The organism is Pseudomonas sp. ZL2 (assembly GCF_054788455.1).
This window is the reverse complement of sequence record NZ_JBGOGX010000053.1, coordinates 18757-33697: the sequence shown is the minus strand read 5'-3', so window position 1 is coordinate 33697 and position 14941 is coordinate 18757. Positions and strand designations below refer to the sequence as shown.

Sequence of the window (14941 nt, the reverse complement as noted above, 5' to 3'; positions counted from 1 at the left end):
GGGGTCAAAGCTTTCCTTGACGACGTGAAGGGGCCCGCCTCTGGCGAACCCGGTTATACAAGGCCAGTAACAGGCCCAGAAGCATTAGCGCACCCGGCAACAGGCTTGCCAGGCGCAGATTGGCAAATTCGCCCAGCAACTGTCGCGTGAGCCCCATGGCAATGCACAGCGAGGCGAATCCTGCCAACGTCATCGCAGCAGTACGCCAGCGGGCATTGTTACCCAGGGCAAACTCGAACAGCAGGCATTGTACGGCGATCAATGCCGGATAGGGGGCCAGTGCCAGCGACAGCGGCAGGGCCCAGGCGCGCAGGCCCAGTTCCAGACAGGTGACCAGCAAGGCTGCCAGCAGCACGCTGGCGAAAAGCTTGGCGCTACCGTCCAGCACCTTGCGCAGCGGTGTCATGCACAGCCGGTGCAGGCCGATGACCAGCAGGCTGCACAGCGCAATGGCACTGGCCTGCAGCAACGTCTGGGTAGCTCCCAGCAAGGGTGCCAGGCTTACGGCGGCGAGCCATGGTCTATTCATCGGCGGCTCCAGCGAGAAGCTGCTGACGGTGCTCGTCGAAATAGCGCAGGGCATCGTGGGTAGCCTGAATGACTGCGCGTGAGGTGACGGTAGCGCCGGCCAGTTGATCGAACTGGCCGCTATCTCGCTTGAGCGCCCAGGCTGTATCGGCAGTGCTTTGCCGGCTGCTGCCGACAAAACCCTGCAGCCAGGTGTTGCCGGGCTCAACCAGCTTGCCGCCCAGGCCTGGGGTTTCCTGTTGCTGCAACACCTTGACGCCGATCAGGCGACCGCCCTCGTCAATGGCAATCAGCAGGTCGAGCGGGCCGCCGTAGCCCTGGGTTTGACTATGCAGCACGACCGCGCGGGGCTGGCCCTTCAGGGTCGCCAGATAGCCTGCGAGCAGGCGGCTGTGATCCAGGGTGGCGGCCCCCAGGCGCAGGGGGTGTTGCAGCGGCTGGTTGTCGTAATGCTGTTCTGGCAGCACGCTCAGCCAGCGCTGGGCTTTGAGCTGTTGCTCGGCTTCAGTGATGCGCGGGGCGGTGAACTGCTGCCAGAGTACCGTGCCGCCTACGGCCAGCACGATGAGCGTCAATAACAGCAGCGCGGTGCGTATCGATGAGGTGTTCATTGCGTCTGCCCACGCTCTGCCCAGCGCTCCAGCGTCGGAACGCATAGATTCATCAACAATACCGCGAACGCGGCGCCGTCGGGATAGCTGCCCCAGGTCCGGATCAGGTAGATGAGCAAGCCCGCGCCGATGCCAAACAGCAGCTTGGCCCTTGGGCTTTTCGGCCCTGATATCGGCTCGGTGACGATGAAAAACGCTGCCAGCATGGTAGAGCCGGACAGCAGATGCAGCAGCGGCGAGCCGTTGGAGTCCGAGCCCGAGCCGTTCCAGCACACCAGGCTGATCAGCATCAGGCTGGCCAGCAGGCCGACCGGGGCGTGCCAGCTGATGACCTTGCGCTGCAACAGCAGCAGGCCGCCGAGCAAAAAGGCCAGGTTGACCGCTTCGCTGCCCCGGCCACCCAAGCGCCCGAAGCCCGGATGACTGGCGAACAGCTCATCCATGGTCAGGCTGCGGTTGTTGCGCAGGCCGTCCAGTACCGTGGCTTGCGCCCAGGCATCCGGCTGGCTGCCGGAACCAAGGCCGAATACCTGCTGCAGCGTGTCTGTCAGTCCAAGCACCTGAGTGACCGGCCACTGGGTCATATGCTGTGGAAACGCCAACAACACCAGCGCATAGCCAACCATTGCCGGGTTGAACAGATTCTTGCCGACACCGCCGTAGAGTTGTTTGCCCAGGGCAATGGCGCTGCTGGCGGCAATCATTGGCAGCCACCAGGGGGCGTAGGCGGGCAGTGCTGCCGTCAGCAGGACGGCAGTGACCAGGGCGCTGCCGTCGTTCAGTGCGGGCAGGCTCGGCCGTTGTTGCAGTTTCAGTAGCATCGCTTCGCTTGCCAACGCGGCACTGACGCACAGCAGCAGATTCAGCAGCAGCCCCCAGCCGTGCAGCCACAATAAGGTCAGCAACCCTGGTGCACAGGCCAGCAGCACCAGGGCCATGGTGCTGCGCAGGCGCTCGCGGTTATCAGCCGCGGCCATCGCCGGCTGCCGGTTGTAGCGCTTGCAGGCGTGTCTGGGCCAGTTGCGCTTCGCTCTCAAGTTCAGCCAGTTGTGCTTGCTGGGCCTCGCTAGGTACATCGCCAAAGGCAGCCCTGGCCTTGTTCAGTTGCGCCCGGCTCATGGCAGCGGCGATTTTCGCCTGCTTGAGGGCGGCATCGGCGGCAGCGGCCTTTTGCACCTTGACGCGTTCGATGGCGGCCTTGATCGGGTCGTCGACAACCGCGCTCGAGGTGGCGGCGGTGGCGTTGGCCGCACGCTGGCTGCGAGCCAGGCGTTCGGCCTGCTTGCGTGCTTCTTCGCGCTGCAGGCGCTGGTTGCGCTGCTCAAAGCGCCGCCGGGCATGGTTGCGCTTGTGGCCGCGGGCTGCAAGCGCTTCGGCGTCCCGGGCCAGGCCGCCGACAATTGGCACGACGTTGCTGCTGGCGGTGAGCGGCAGCAGGTCAATGCAGTCAACCGGGCAGGGCGCCACGCACAGGTCGCAGCCCGTGCATTCGGCGCTGATCACGGTGTGCATCAGCTTGGCCGCGCCGATGATGGCGTCCACCGGGCAGGCCTGGATGCATTTGGTGCAGCCAATGCATTCGGCTTCGCGAATATAGGCGACCTGCGCCGGTGCATGGCCGCGCTCGTGATCAAGTTCGATCACCGGCACATCCAGTAGCCGGGCCAGGGCGGCGATGGTTTCGCGGCCCCCAGGCGGGCATTTGTTGATCGCTTCGCCCGCCGCCAGGCCTTCGGCGTAAGGCCGGCAACCCGGGTGGCCACATTTGCCGCATTGGGTCTGCGGCAGCAGGGCGTCGATGCGTTGAATCAGGCTCATGGGTTGAATAATCCGTTGAAACCGAGAAACGCCATGGCCATTACGCCGGCGCCGATCAGCTCGATCGGCAGGCCGCGAAAAGCCATGGGGACGTCGTCGTTGTCGCTGCGCTGGCGCAGGTCGGCGAACAGGCTCAGGGCCAGCCAGAAACCCAGGCCGCCCCCCAGGCTCCAGCCCAGGGTTTGCGCGATGCCATAGCCGCCTTCACTGACCTGCAGGCTCAAGCCTAGCAGTGCCATGTTGGCCAGCAGCAGTGGCAGCAGGTCATCGAACGGCAGGGCCGGTAGCAGGTGTGTCAGCAGTTTGAGCAGTGGTGAGATCAGCAGCACGCTCAGCGCCAGGAACACGAACAGGCGCAGGTACTCAAGCGCCAGGGGCAACAACGCCAAGCGATAAATCAGTTGCCCGATCCCGACGGTCAAAACCAGCAACAGCAAAGTCGCCAGCCCCAGCGCATGCACCTGACGCCGATACTGATCGGTACTGCTGCGTGGCAGTGGGTCGATGGCCAGCCCCTGGTGCAGGACCAGGTTGTTGATCAGCGCGGCGCTGACCAGGGCCAGGAAGAATTCGCTCATGAGGGGGCCGAATGCTGAGGCTGTCCGCCATTATCCGGCAATGACGCGAGGATGAGAACGCCCCGGCCACAATCAGCCGGGGCGAGAGCCTTACTTGATGCGTTGGCCCGGCTTGGCGCCGCTGTCAGGGCTGAGCAGGTAGATCTCTTCGCCGCCAGGGCCGGCGGCCATGACCATGCCTTCGGAGACGCCGAAACGCATTTTGCGTGGCTTGAGGTTGGCGATCATCATGGTCAGGCGACCTTCGAGCTTGGCCGGGTCCGGGTAGGCCGACTTGATGCCGGAGAACACGTTGCGCTGCTCGTCGCCGATATCCAGGGTCAGGCGCAACAGCTTGTCGGCGCCTTCCACGGCTTCGGCCTTGAGGATCAGGGCAACCCGCAGGTCGACGGCGGCGAAGGTGTCGAAGTCGATCTCGGCCGACAGCGGGTCCTTGGTCAGTTCACCATTGCCGGTGACAACGCTGGTCTGGCTGGCCGCCAGGTCTTCCTTGGAGGCAGCGGTCATGGCTTCGACCTTGGCCGGGTCGATACGGCTCATCAGCGCCTTGAACGGGTTGAGCTGGTGGTTGCTCAGGCGGGTCTGATGGTCGGCCCAGGTCAGCGGGGCGACGTTGAGGAACGCCTCGGCGTCGGTGGCCAGCACTGGCAGCACCGGCTTGAGGAAGATCACCAGCTGGCGGAACAGGTTGATGCCCTGGGCGCAGATCGCCTGGACTTCGTCCTGCTTGCCTTCCTGCTTGGCCAGCGACCATGGCGCCTTGTCGGCAATCCAGGCGTTGGCGCGGTCGGCCAGGCCCATGATTTCGCGCATGGCCCGGGCGAAGTCGCGGCCTTCGTAGGCTTCCGCAATGCCCGGCGCGGCGGCGAGGAAAGCTTCGGTCAGCTCAGGCGCGGCGTCGCCGTCAACCATTACGCCGTCGTTGCCCTTGTGGATGAAGCCGGCGCAACGGCTGGCAATGTTGACCACCTTGCCAACCAGGTCGGAGTTGACCTTCTGGATGAAGTCTTCCAGGTTCAGGTCGAGGTCGTCGACGCCGCGGCCCAGCTTGGAGGCGTAGTAGTAGCGCAGGTATTCCGGCGCCAGGTGATCCAGGTAGGTGCGGGCCTTGATGAAGGTGCCGCGCGACTTGGACATCTTCGAGCCGTTGACGGTCAGGTAGCCGTGCACGTTGATGCCGGTCGGCTTGCGGTAGCCGGCGCCTTCGAGCATGGCTGGCCAGAACAGGGCGTGGAAGTTGACGATGTCCTTGCCGATGAAGTGGTACAGCTCGGCTTTCGAGTCCTTGTTCCAGAACGCATCGAAGTCCAGCTCCGGGCGGCGTGCGCAGAGGTTCTTGAAGCTGGCCATGTAGCCGATCGGTGCGTCCAGCCAGACGTAGAAGTACTTGCCCGGCTCGTCGGGGATCTCGAAGCCGAAGTACGGCGCGTCACGGGAGATATCCCATTCCTGCAGGCCGGCATCCAGCCATTCGGCGATCTTGTTGGCAACCGCGTCCTGCAGTGTGCCGCTGCGGGTCCACTGCTGGAGCATGGCCTGGAAGTCGGGCAGCTTGAAGAAGAAGTGCTGCGAGTCCTTGAGCACCGGGGTGGCGCCGGAGATCGCCGACTTGGGGTTCTTCAGCTCGGTCGGCGCATAGGTGGCGCCGCATTTTTCGCAATTGTCGCCGTACTGGTCTTCAGCGGCGCACTTGGGGCAGGTGCCCTTGATGAAGCGGTCGGCCAGGAACATTTTCTTGTCCGGGTCGAAGTACTGGGTGATCGAACGGGTGGCAATGTGCCCGGCGTCACGCAGCTTGAGATAGATCTGGCTCGACAGCTCGCGGTTTTCTTCGGCGTGGGTCGAGTGGAAGTTGTCGAAATCGACCAGGAAATCGGCGAAATCCCCGCTGTGCTCGGCCTGGACGGCGGCAATCAGCTGTTCAGGAGTGATGCCTTCCTTCTCGGCGCGCAGCATGATGGCCGAACCGTGGGCGTCGTCAGCGCAGACATAAATGCACTGGTTGCCGCGAAGCTTCTGGAAGCGCACCCACATGTCTGTCTGGATGTACTCGAGCATATGGCCAAGGTGAATGGAACCATTGGCATAGGGCAGGGCGCTGGTGACGAGAATCTGACGTGGCTCGGACATGGGGGCTCGGCTACTTTTTTCGGCTACTTGAGATGAAACGGTGATCGGCCACTATAAAACGCCGGGAAATATATTTCACCCCATGGACGTATCTGAGGATGTATGGCGGGTTAGCATAGTGGTCTGTTTTGCTCAGTCTTTATCACGGGAGTCTCCATGAGTGCCGTCACTCGCGCAGCCGTCGAAGCCGTTCTTCGCCAGTACACCGACCCTTACCTGAACCAGGACCCGGTCAGCGCCGGCTGTGTCCAGGCCATCGATATCCAGGGCGATCGCGTCAGCGTGCAACTGCAACTGGGCTATGCCGCCGACCTGTTCAAGAACGGTTGGGCGCAAGTTCTGCAAACGGCCGTCGAAGGTATCGACGGGGTTGCCTCGGCGCGGGTCGAGATCAACTGCGTCATCGCCGCGCACAAGGCCCAGGCGCAGATTCCGGGCCTGGCCAACGTCAAGAACATCATCGCCGTAGCCTCGGGCAAGGGCGGTGTCGGCAAGTCGACCACCGCCGCCAACCTGGCCCTGGCCCTGGCCCGTGAAGGTGCGCGGGTGGGGATTCTCGATGCCGACATCTATGGCCCGAGCCAGGGCGTGATGTTCGGTATCGCCGAAGGTACACGGCCGCAGATCCGCGAGCAGAAGTGGTTCGTGCCGCTCAAGGCCCATGGTGTCGAGGTCATGTCCATGGCGTTTCTGACCGACGACAACACGCCGATGGTCTGGCGCGGGCCGATGGTCTCCGGGGCACTGCTGCAGCTGGTAACCCAGACCGCCTGGGACGACCTCGACTACCTGGTGATCGACATGCCGCCGGGCACTGGCGACATCCAGCTGACCCTGGCGCAGAAAGTCCCGGTGGCCGGTTCGGTCATCGTCACCACGCCGCAGGACCTGGCGTTGCTCGATGCCAAGAAGGGCGTGGAGATGTTCCGCAAGGTCAACATTCCGGTGCTGGGTGTGGTCGAGAACATGGCCGTGCACATCTGCTCGAACTGCGGCCATGCCGAGCATCTGTTCGGCGAAGGCGGTGGCGAGAAGCTGGCGGCCCAGTACGGTGTCGAGCTGTTGGCATCGTTGCCTTTGTCGATGCTGATCCGTGAGCAGGCCGACAGCGGCAAGCCGACGGCGATTGCCGAGCCGGAAAGCCAGATTGCCATGGTTTACCAGGAGCTGGCCCGCCAGGTGGGGGCGCGGATCGTGTTGCAGGAAGCGGCGGCACCGGCGATGCCGAATATCACTATCAGCGAAGATTGAGGTGATGCTATCGCTGGCAAGCCAGCTCCCACAGGTTCTGCATGCACTGGACCTTGTGGGAGCTGGCTTGCCAGCGATGGGCCACCAGGCAGCCTAAAATCAGGGCATAAAAAAAGCCCCACCTGTTAAGGGCGGGGCTTTCTTCAAGCTGTAAAGCGGAAGTTAGATAACTTCTACTTCTTCAGCCTGCATGCCTTTCTGACCGCGGGTAGCGATGAAAGAGACCGCTTGGCCTTCTTTCAGGCTCTTGAAGCCGTCAGCCTTGATGGCTTTGAAGTGTACGAACAGGTCGTCACCGGATTGTGGGGTGATGAAGCCGAAGCCTTTTTCATCGTTGAACCACTTAACGGTACCGGTTTGGCGATTGGACATGGTCTGTCTCCTTGGACAAAGTTAACTACGACTCAGGAAACGCCCTGGCCGAGACTGAGTGCAAAGAGGCAGAAAATTCATGAAGATGGGTTGATCGAAATCTTGCATCAGGTAGATATTCTCAGTGACACGTGCAGCACAGTGGCGTCACCTTAACCCTTTTTCCAGAACGTGCCAATGGTCTTGTGATGCTTTCTCATAATTCATGACTGACGGTGCCTGGGGCCCCCGTGCAGGCCCCGTCATACGTGGATCCGACGGTTGATGCAGCATGGAACTTTGAACCCGGCGCCGGGCCCGGTAAGATGCCGCACAGAATTTTTTCACCACGCAATTTCAGGACACCCCCGCCATGAGCATCAAATCGGACAAGTGGATTCGCCGCATGGCGCAGGAGCACGGCATGATCGAGCCGTTCGTCGAGCGCCAGATGCGCGGTGAGAGCGATAATCGGCTGATCTCCTTCGGCGTCTCCAGCTACGGCTACGACGTGCGCTGCGCCGACGAGTTCAAGGTGTTCACCAACATCAACTCGGCGACCGTCGATCCGAAGAATTTCGACGCCGGCAGCTTCGTCGACGTCAAGAGCGACGTCTGCATCATCCCGCCGAACTCGTTCGCCCTGGCCCGTACCGTCGAATACTTCCGTATCCCGCGTAACGTGCTGACCATCTGCCTGGGCAAGAGCACCTATGCCCGTTGCGGCATCATCGTCAACGTCACCCCGCTCGAGCCTGAGTGGGAAGGTCACGTGACCCTGGAGTTCTCCAACACCACCACACTGCCGGCAAAGATCTACGCCAACGAAGGCGTGGCGCAGATGCTCTTCCTCGAGTCCGATGAAGAATGCGAAGTGTCCTATAAGGACCGTGGCGGCAAGTACCAGGGCCAGCGCGGCGTCACCCTGCCACGCACCTGAGGCGACAAAACGAGGGAATTCCTCGCCGCCGGCAGACTCCAAAGAGTTGAACCGTTCCGTCCGGCACCACGCCAGGCGGACGTCAACCAGGAGCAGCCCATGAAACTCGACCCGACCATCAGTGCCAAGCTGGCCGTGCTGCAACCCAACAGCGTTGGGGTGTTGGCCTGGTCGTTGCTGGCTCATCCGCACCCGCACATCGTGCAGGCAGGCGGCGTGCCCGGTCAGCCTGATCCAGACACTCCGGACTCGCCGCAACCAGGCGATAATCCGCCGATGGAACCCGGTGAGCCGACCTTGCCGGACGAGCCACCGCCGGCACCCGTCGCCTGAGCCCTACTTGAGGTTGCCGCTCAAGAACTGACGCAGGCGTTCGCTCTTCGGATTGCCCAGCACCTCTTCCGGCGGCCCTTGTTCCTCCACCAGGCCCTGGTGGAGGAACATCACCTGGCTCGCCACTTTGCGCGCGAAGGCCATTTCGTGGGTAACCATGATCATGGTCCGGCCTTCTTCGGCCAGCCCCTGAATCACCCGCAGCACTTCGCCGACCAGCTCCGGGTCGAGGGCCGAGGTCGGCTCATCGAACAGCATGACTTCAGGTTCCATCGCCAGTGCCCGGGCGATCGCCACCCGTTGTTGCTGGCCGCCGGAGAGGAATGCCGGGTACTGATCCGCCACCCGTGGCGCCAGGCCGACCTTGTCCAGGTAGCGCCGGGCGCGTTCTTCGGCTTCGTGCTTGCTCACCCCCAACACCCGCCGCGGCGCCATGGCAATGTTGTCCAGCACGCTCAGGTGGCTCCACAGGTTGAAGTGCTGGAACACCATGGCCAGGCGTGTGCGCAGGCGCTGCAGTTCGTCCGGGTCGGTGACATGCAGGCCATGATGGTCCTGGGTCATGTGCACCGGCTTGCCGTCGAGGGTCATGCTGCCTTCGTTGGGTTGCTCGAGGAAGTTGATGCAACGCAGGAAGGTACTCTTGCCCGAGCCGCTGGCGCCGATCAGGCAGATCACGTCGCCGGTCTTCGCTTTGAGCGAAACGCCCTTGAGCACATGGTGCTCGCCGTAGCGTTTGTGCAGGTCTTCGATGGTCAGTTTGTACATGCGCAGGCTCTAAAGGTGAGATTCAAGGCGACAACAGGTAGCCGCTGCGGTAGGCCTGGTTGCCGGCCACGTGAGCGATGACCATGCCGGCGGTGGCCATGCGCCGCAGCGAGCGGGCATAGAGCAGGCCGGGCTGGGTGTTGCGCACCGGGGTTACCCGGTCGGTCAACGGGTCGATGACTTCGGCGATCAGTTCATTGGCCTGCAGGTACTGGCCCGGTTTGACGTGGAATACCAGCAAGCCGCCCAGCGCAGTTGCCACCGGCTCCACACCGGCCAACGGCGTTGCCGGGTAGCTCAGGGCGGGCAGGGCGGCCGGTTCGCCGTCGATGGCGCCGTAACGGGTCAGGTAGTCGAGGATTGCCGCACAGTCCTGTTCGGCCAGCGGATGGCTGACATCGCCCTGGCCACGCAACTCGACGGTCACCGAGAAGCTGCCCTGGGGGATCGGGAACTGCTTGCCGAAGCGCTGCTGCAATTGCCACCAGACCAGGGTGAAGCATTCATCGAAGGACTGGCCACCCGAATCGGTGGCCAGCAGGCTGGCCTGGGCGCCGAGGTAGCGTGACAGCGGCTCGACCTGTGGCCAGGCTTCCGGGGTGGTGTACAGGTGCGCTACGGCTTCGAAGTCGCAGTGCAGGTCGAGCACCATCTCGGCATCGCAGGCCAGGCGCTGCAGGGTCAGACGCTGGGATTGCAGGGGGGTGTGGGCGGCATGGGCATCCAGGGCGCGGCGCAGGCTTTCGCGGATCAGGGCGATGTTGTGCTGCGGGTCCTGGTTCAGGTGATCGGCGATCTGGTCGCCGATCTGGTCGCTCAGGTCGACGAAGTGGCGGTTGAAGTTCTCGCCGCTTTGCAGTTCGTAACGGCCCAGCGGCACATCCATCAGCACCTGTTCCAGGCCCACCGGATTGGCGATCGGCACCAGCACGATCTCGCGGCGCAACCGGCCCTGGGCCTCCAGTTCACCCAGGCGTTGCTTGAGGTGCCAGGCCACCAGCATGCCGGGCAGTTCGTCGGCATGCAGCGAAGCCTGGATGTAGATTTTGCCGGCGTCACGCGGGCCGAAGTGGAAGCTGTGGATCTGGCGGGCAATGCCGGGCACCGGTGCCAGAATGTCGTGAGTCGAGTGATGCATATCAGTCCTAGTGAGTCGGTCCTAGAAAAGCCAGCCAGCGACGTTCGGCGAGGCGGAACAGCCCTACCAGGGCAAAAGTCACGCACAGGTAGATCACGGCGGCAATGCCAAACGACTGGAATGTCAGAAACGTGGCCGAGTTGGCGTCGCGGGCGACCTTGAGGATGTCCGGCACGGTGGCGGTGAAGGCCACCGTGGTGGAATGCAGCATCAGGATCACCTCGTTGCTGTAGTACGGCAGCGAACGGCGCAGCGCCGACGGCATGATGATATAAGCATAAAGTTTCCAGCCGCGCAGGCCGTAGGCCTTGGCGGCCTCGACTTCACCGTGGTTCATGCTGCGGATCGCCCCGGCGAAAATCTCCGTGGTGTAGGCGCAGGTGTTGAGGGCGAAGGCGAGGATGGTGCAATTCATCGCATCGCGAAAAAAGCTGTCGAGCATTGGCTGGGCGCGTACCGCTTCCAGGCTGTAGATCCCGGTGTAGCAGATCAGCAACTGGATATACAACGGCGTGCCGCGGAACAGGTAGGTGTAGAACTGCACCGGCCAGCGAATCCAGAAGCGCGGCGAAACCCTCGCAATCGACAGCGGGATCGAGACCACGAAGCCGATGGCCAGCGACGCGGTCAGCAGCCACATGGTCATGGCCAGGCCGGTGATGTGGGTGCCGTCGGTGTAGAGGAAGTCGCGCCAGTATTCCTGCAGGAGTTCGATCATCGGATGGCCTCCCGGGTGCCGACGTTATAGCGCCGTTCCAGCCAGCGCAGGCCCACGTTCGAGGCACTGGTGATCAACAGGTAGATGAAGGCCGCGACCACCAGGAAGTAGAACAGCTGGTAGCTGCTTTTGCCGGCATCCTGGGCGGCCTTGACCAGGTCGGCCAGGCCGATGATCGACACCAGGGCGGTGGCCTTGAGCATCACCATCCAGTTGTTGCCGATGCCCGGCAGGGCGAAGCGCATCATTTGCGGGAAGACCACGAAGCGAAAGCGTTGCAGGCGCTTGAGGCCGTAGGCGGTTGCTGCTTCGACCTGGCCACGGGGCACGGCGAGGATGGCGCCGCGGAAGGTTTCGGTGAAATAGGCGCCGTAGATGAAACCGAGGGTGATGACCCCGGCGGCAAACGGGTCGATTTCGATGTATTCCCATTCCATGGTATCGGTCAGGGTCGTCAGCCAGGTTTGCAGGCTGTAGAAAATCAGCAGCATCAGTACCAGGTCCGGCACCCCGCGAATCAGCGTGGTGTAGGCCTGGGCGATCAGGCGCAGCGGGCGCACCGGCGAGAGCTTGGCGCTGGCGCCGAGCAGGCCCAGGCCAACGCTGACCAGCAGCGACATGATGGATAATTTGATGGTCATCCAGGTGCCCTGCAGCAGCAAGGGGCCAAAGCCCTTCAAGCTGAATGCCGAGAGCCCCAGGAACTGCAGCAGGTCTTCGAACATGAAACGAACCTATGCCAGTAGACACGATCATGGGGGAACCGGCGTTACCGGTTCCCCCAATGGTTATTTGCCGCTGTAGAGGTTCAGGTCACCGAAGTGTTTTTTCTGGATCGTGGCGTAGGTGCCATCGTCGTGTAACGCTTTGATACCTTTATCCAGGAGCGCCTTGAGCTCAGTGTTACCTTTTTTGATACCGATGGCGGTCTTGGACGGCAGCAATTCGCTTTCGACCGGCTGGCTGACTTCGTAGTCGACGCCTTTTGGCGATTTGAGGAAGCCCAGTTCAGCCTGGAGCATGTCCTGGATCGAGGCATCCAGGCGTCCGGAGGTCAGGTCGGCGTAGACCTGGTCCTGGTTCTGGTAGGCCTGGGTCTTGACTCCGGCTTTATCCAGCACTGCCTTGGCATAGGCTTCCTGGATGGTGCCTTGCTCATAGCCGACGGTCTTGCCTTTGAGCGAGGCCGGGTCGGCAGTCAGGCCCGAGCCTTTCTTGAATACCAGGGCGGTGGGGCCGGAGAACAGTTCATTGGAGAAGTCGATGACTTTCTCGCGCGCCGGGGTAACGGTCATCGACGAGATCACGCCATCGAACTTATTGGCCTTGAGCCCCGGAATCATGCCGTCGAAGTCGCTTTCCACCCACTTGCACTTGACCTTGAGCTCAGCACAGATGGCATTGCCCAGGTCGATATCGAAGCCCACCAGGGTACCGTCGGCGGCTTTCGATTCGAACGGTGCATAAGACGGATCGACGCCAAAGCGCAGCTCCTTGTATTCCTTGGCCAGGGTATTCCCCGCAGCCAGACACAACGCGAGTGCGGAAAGCGTCAGCCATGCTTTTTTCATTGTGTGTCCTTGGATTCGCAAAGTGTTGGGGTGGCACAAAGCCGTTACCGGTCGATGCCAGACAACACAGTGATAGCAAGTTTCACACCATATTCCAGGCCAGCGCCCACATTCTGTGGGAGCTGGCCTTGTCAGCGATGGACCGCAGCGCGGCCCTGAATAGCCTCAGTAGCGCGCATCCACCGGCTTGCCACCGTTAGGCCAATCCTTGACCTTGTCCGGGAAGTCCGGCCGTGGCTGCTGCGAGAACCAGGCTGCGACATCCACCGCTTCCTGATCACTCAAGCCACCCTGGCCCAGCGGGAACTTCTCGTGGAAGCCGATCGGCATGTTGCGTTTGACGAACGCTGCGGCGGTATAGGTGCGGGCCATGCCGGCGCCGATGTTGAACGACTGATCGCCCCACAGCGGCGGGTACACCAGGCTGCCGTCTTCACGGGCCAGGCCCTCGCCATTGCTGCCATGGCACACTGCACATTGTTCGGCATACACCTGCTTGCCGTTGTCCAGGTCCGGCTTGATCGCGGTATCGATCTTGCCGACCCCGCGCCCGGCCACTTTGTCGCCCGGCTGGGTGTTCATTTTCATCCAGTCGAAATAGGCCACCATCGCCTGCATGTCCGCTGATTGCGGCGGCAGCGGCTTGCCGTTCATCGAACGACGGAAGCAGCCATTGATGCGCTCTTCAAGGGTGACTTCCTTGCCCGCCCGGGGTGCGTAGCTGGGGAAGAACGCCGAAACGCCGACAAACGGCGAGCCGTCGGCCACGGTACCGGCGTTGAGGTGGCAACTGGTGCAGTTCAGCGCGTTGCCAACGTTGTCCGGCAGCAACTCGCGGGTCTGCAAGTGCAGGCGCATGCCACGGATCACCTGGTCGGCGTTGGCTGCGGCGAGCAGGTTGGCCAGGCGCGGGGTTTCAAACGCCGTTGAGTCGGTGGTCTGCGGGTTGAGCTGGCCACGCAGGGTTTTCACCTGTTTGGCGGTGATCGGCGAGCTGTCGTTGCCCCAGCGGCTACGCACGAAACTCAGGATTTCGGCGATTTCTTCATCGGCCAGGCGGGCGAAGCCCGGCATGGTGTAGATCCGCGAATGGGTGGCGGTTTGCGCGGTCTCCCAGCCGGTGAGGGTGATGTGCAGCAAGGAGGTCGGGTTGGCCGAGGCGATGCTCGGGTTGCCGGCCAACGGCGGGAACAGGCCCGGGACCCCACGCCCGTCCGGGCGGTGGCAATCGCTGCAGAACTGGGTGTAGCCCAGGCCGCCGCGGCTGCTGAACAGGTCATCCGGGGCGACGGCTGCGGCCAGCGGAATATCCGGCATCGGCAGGTCATCCTTGCCCGGCGGCAGCGATTTCAGGTAGCTGGCGATGGCCACCAGGTCGCCGTCGCTGAAGTGCTGGGTACTGTGATGAATGACGTCGGCCATGTTGCCCGACACCGTGGCAAAGCGGTTCTGCCCGGTCTTGAGCAATTGCACGGTGTCTTGCACCGTCCACAGGTTGCGCAGGCTCAGGGCCTGCCAATGCTCCACGGTTTCACCGGCGAGGAAGTGCTTGCCGCTGCGGCCGGCGTCGCTCATGGCCTTTTCCTGGAAGGCGATGCCGCGCGGGGTATGGCAGGCACCACAATGGCCCAGGCCCTGCACCAGGTAGGCACCCCGATTGAGCACTTCGTCCTTGGCGGGATCGGGCTCGAAGGGCTCGCTGTCGACGAAGGCGAAGTTCCACAGCGACAGGCCCCAGCGCATGTTGAACGGCCAGCTCATGTCCGCTTCCTGGTTGGACTGGCTGATCGGCGTCACGCCCTGCATCAGATAGGCGTACAGGGCGCGCATGTCCGCTTCGCTCATTTTCGCGTAGGACGGGTAGGGCATTGCCGGGTAGAGGTTGGTGCCGTCCGGAGTCACGCCTTCGCGCATGGCCTTGTCGAACTGCTCGAAGCTGTAGCGGCCGATGCCGGTGTCCGGGTCGGGGGTGATGTTGCTGGAGTAGATGGTACCCATCGGCGTTTTCAGTTGCAGGCCACCGGCCATTTCCGGTGCTTGCGGGGCGGTGTGGCAGGCAATGCAGTCGCCGAGCTGGGCGATGTATTTGCCTCGGGCAAGCAGTTCGCTGTCGGCCGCCGCTGCCGGGGACGGCTCGCTGGCGAGGACGGAGAACGAGAACACGGTCGTGGCCACCAGGGCCAGACGGGAGAAGGCAGATGCCATT

Annotated in this window: 15 protein-coding genes and 1 pseudogene; 3 read left to right on the top strand and 13 right to left on the bottom strand. The window is 62.8% G+C overall.

The genetic code is table 11. The annotated features are described in order from the left end of the window. Positions 1-4: 4 nt before the first annotated feature. The 6 genes and pseudogenes from ABM562_RS24370 to metG all read right to left on the bottom strand — a co-directional run bounded on the left by ABM562_RS24370 (position 5) and on the right by metG (position 5665). Positions 5-529 (bottom strand): Rnf-Nqr domain containing protein, encoded by a 525-nt coding sequence (locus ABM562_RS24370; protein WP_115085630.1) that lies wholly within the window; start codon positions 527-529, stop codon positions 5-7. After that, positions 522-1139 (bottom strand): RnfABCDGE type electron transport complex subunit G, encoded by a 618-nt coding sequence (locus tag ABM562_RS24365; protein WP_134061538.1) that lies wholly within the window; start codon positions 1137-1139, stop codon positions 522-524. The genes ABM562_RS24370 and ABM562_RS24365 overlap by 8 nt, the downstream gene beginning before the upstream one ends. Continuing rightward, positions 1136-2116: an RnfABCDGE type electron transport complex subunit D gene (locus tag ABM562_RS24360; RefSeq protein WP_460423613.1), complete on the bottom strand. Its 981-nt coding sequence runs from the start codon at positions 2114-2116 to the stop codon at positions 1136-1138. The genes ABM562_RS24365 and ABM562_RS24360 overlap by 4 nt, the downstream gene beginning before the upstream one ends. A gap of 4 nt (positions 2117-2120) precedes the next feature. Next, a pseudogene (gene rsxB, locus ABM562_RS24355) lies at positions 2121-2957 on the bottom strand (electron transport complex subunit RsxB); the annotation flags it as partial. Then, positions 2954-3535 (bottom strand): Rnf-Nqr domain containing protein, encoded by a 582-nt coding sequence (locus ABM562_RS24350; RefSeq protein WP_460423611.1) that lies wholly within the window; start codon positions 3533-3535, stop codon positions 2954-2956. The gene ABM562_RS24350 and the pseudogene rsxB, both read right to left, overlap by 4 nt. A 90-nt stretch (positions 3536-3625) precedes the next feature. Then, positions 3626-5665, bottom strand: coding sequence for a methionine--tRNA ligase (gene metG / locus ABM562_RS24345; protein WP_115085635.1), 2040 nt, complete (start codon positions 5663-5665; stop codon positions 3626-3628). A gap of 156 nt (positions 5666-5821) precedes the next feature. Here metG and apbC point away from each other — a divergent pair, with 156 nt between their 5' ends. Next, positions 5822-6916 (top strand): iron-sulfur cluster carrier protein ApbC, encoded by a 1095-nt coding sequence (gene apbC / locus ABM562_RS24340; RefSeq protein ID WP_115085636.1) that lies wholly within the window; start codon positions 5822-5824, stop codon positions 6914-6916. 162 nt (positions 6917-7078) lie between these two features. Here apbC and ABM562_RS24335 read toward each other — a convergent pair whose 3' ends face one another. Next, positions 7079-7288, bottom strand: coding sequence for a cold-shock protein (locus tag ABM562_RS24335; protein WP_010221054.1), 210 nt, complete (start codon positions 7286-7288; stop codon positions 7079-7081). A 352-nt stretch (positions 7289-7640) separates the two neighbouring features. Between ABM562_RS24335 and dcd the strand changes: the two genes are divergently transcribed. Together dcd and ABM562_RS24325 are read left to right on the top strand one after the other, a co-directional pair. Then, the gene (gene dcd / locus ABM562_RS24330; RefSeq protein ID WP_115085637.1) at positions 7641-8207 is read left to right on the top strand and encodes a dCTP deaminase; all 567 of its coding nucleotides are present in this window, start codon (positions 7641-7643) and stop codon (positions 8205-8207) included. 99 nt (positions 8208-8306) lie between these two features. Next, on the top strand, positions 8307-8540 hold the full coding sequence (locus tag ABM562_RS24325; RefSeq protein ID WP_134061543.1) for a hypothetical protein: 234 nt from the start codon (positions 8307-8309) through the stop codon (positions 8538-8540). A gap of 3 nt (positions 8541-8543) precedes the next feature. Here ABM562_RS24325 and ABM562_RS24320 read toward each other — a convergent pair whose 3' ends face one another. The 6 genes from ABM562_RS24320 to ABM562_RS24295 all read right to left on the bottom strand — a co-directional run bounded on the left by ABM562_RS24320 (position 8544) and on the right by ABM562_RS24295 (position 14940). Further along, a complete protein-coding gene (locus tag ABM562_RS24320) occupies positions 8544-9308 on the bottom strand; it encodes an ABC transporter ATP-binding protein (RefSeq protein WP_115085639.1) in 765 nt (254 codons plus the stop codon). A 22-nt stretch (positions 9309-9330) separates the two neighbouring features. Beyond that, complete coding sequence (locus ABM562_RS24315) at positions 9331-10446, bottom strand: succinylglutamate desuccinylase/aspartoacylase family protein (protein ID WP_115085640.1); 1116 nt, start codon at positions 10444-10446, stop codon at positions 9331-9333. Positions 10447-10453: 7 nt separating this feature from the next. Next, a complete protein-coding gene (locus ABM562_RS24310) occupies positions 10454-11164 on the bottom strand; it encodes an ABC transporter permease (protein ID WP_115085641.1) in 711 nt (236 codons plus the stop codon). Further along, the gene (locus ABM562_RS24305) at positions 11161-11889 is read right to left on the bottom strand and encodes an ABC transporter permease (protein ID WP_115085642.1); all 729 of its coding nucleotides are present in this window, start codon (positions 11887-11889) and stop codon (positions 11161-11163) included. Before ABM562_RS24305 ends, ABM562_RS24310 begins: the two co-directional genes overlap by 4 nt. A gap of 63 nt (positions 11890-11952) precedes the next feature. After that, positions 11953-12735 carry a transporter substrate-binding domain-containing protein gene (locus tag ABM562_RS24300; RefSeq protein ID WP_115085643.1) on the bottom strand — a complete coding sequence of 261 codons (783 nt, stop codon included), beginning with the start codon at positions 12733-12735 and terminating at the stop codon, positions 11953-11955. A gap of 165 nt (positions 12736-12900) precedes the next feature. After that, positions 12901-14940, bottom strand: coding sequence for a c-type cytochrome (locus ABM562_RS24295; protein WP_115085644.1), 2040 nt, complete (start codon positions 14938-14940; stop codon positions 12901-12903). Position 14941 lies beyond the last annotated feature (1 nt).

Coding starts and splice junctions, on each gene's coding strand:
- ABM562_RS24370 (WP_115085630.1), bottom strand. CDS start 529: ATGAATAGACCATGGCTCGCCGCCGTAAGCCTGGCACCCTTGCTGGGA.
- ABM562_RS24365 (WP_134061538.1), bottom strand. CDS start 1,139: ATGAACACCTCATCGATACGCACCGCGCTGCTGTTATTGACGCTCATC.
- ABM562_RS24360 (WP_460423613.1), bottom strand. CDS start 2,116: ATGGCCGCGGCTGATAACCGCGAGCGCCTGCGCAGCACCATGGCCCTG.
- ABM562_RS24350 (WP_460423611.1), bottom strand. CDS start 3,535: ATGAGCGAATTCTTCCTGGCCCTGGTCAGCGCCGCGCTGATCAACAAC.
- metG (WP_115085635.1), bottom strand. CDS start 5,665: ATGTCCGAGCCACGTCAGATTCTCGTCACCAGCGCCCTGCCCTATGCC.
- apbC (WP_115085636.1), top strand. CDS start 5,822: ATGAGTGCCGTCACTCGCGCAGCCGTCGAAGCCGTTCTTCGCCAGTAC.
- ABM562_RS24335 (WP_010221054.1), bottom strand. CDS start 7,288: ATGTCCAATCGCCAAACCGGTACCGTTAAGTGGTTCAACGATGAAAAA.
- dcd (WP_115085637.1), top strand. CDS start 7,641: ATGAGCATCAAATCGGACAAGTGGATTCGCCGCATGGCGCAGGAGCAC.
- ABM562_RS24325 (WP_134061543.1), top strand. CDS start 8,307: ATGAAACTCGACCCGACCATCAGTGCCAAGCTGGCCGTGCTGCAACCC.
- ABM562_RS24320 (WP_115085639.1), bottom strand. CDS start 9,308: ATGTACAAACTGACCATCGAAGACCTGCACAAACGCTACGGCGAGCAC.
- ABM562_RS24315 (WP_115085640.1), bottom strand. CDS start 10,446: ATGCATCACTCGACTCACGACATTCTGGCACCGGTGCCCGGCATTGCC.
- ABM562_RS24310 (WP_115085641.1), bottom strand. CDS start 11,164: ATGATCGAACTCCTGCAGGAATACTGGCGCGACTTCCTCTACACCGAC.
- ABM562_RS24305 (WP_115085642.1), bottom strand. CDS start 11,889: ATGTTCGAAGACCTGCTGCAGTTCCTGGGGCTCTCGGCATTCAGCTTG.
- ABM562_RS24300 (WP_115085643.1), bottom strand. CDS start 12,735: ATGAAAAAAGCATGGCTGACGCTTTCCGCACTCGCGTTGTGTCTGGCT.
- ABM562_RS24295 (WP_115085644.1), bottom strand. CDS start 14,940: ATGGCATCTGCCTTCTCCCGTCTGGCCCTGGTGGCCACGACCGTGTTC.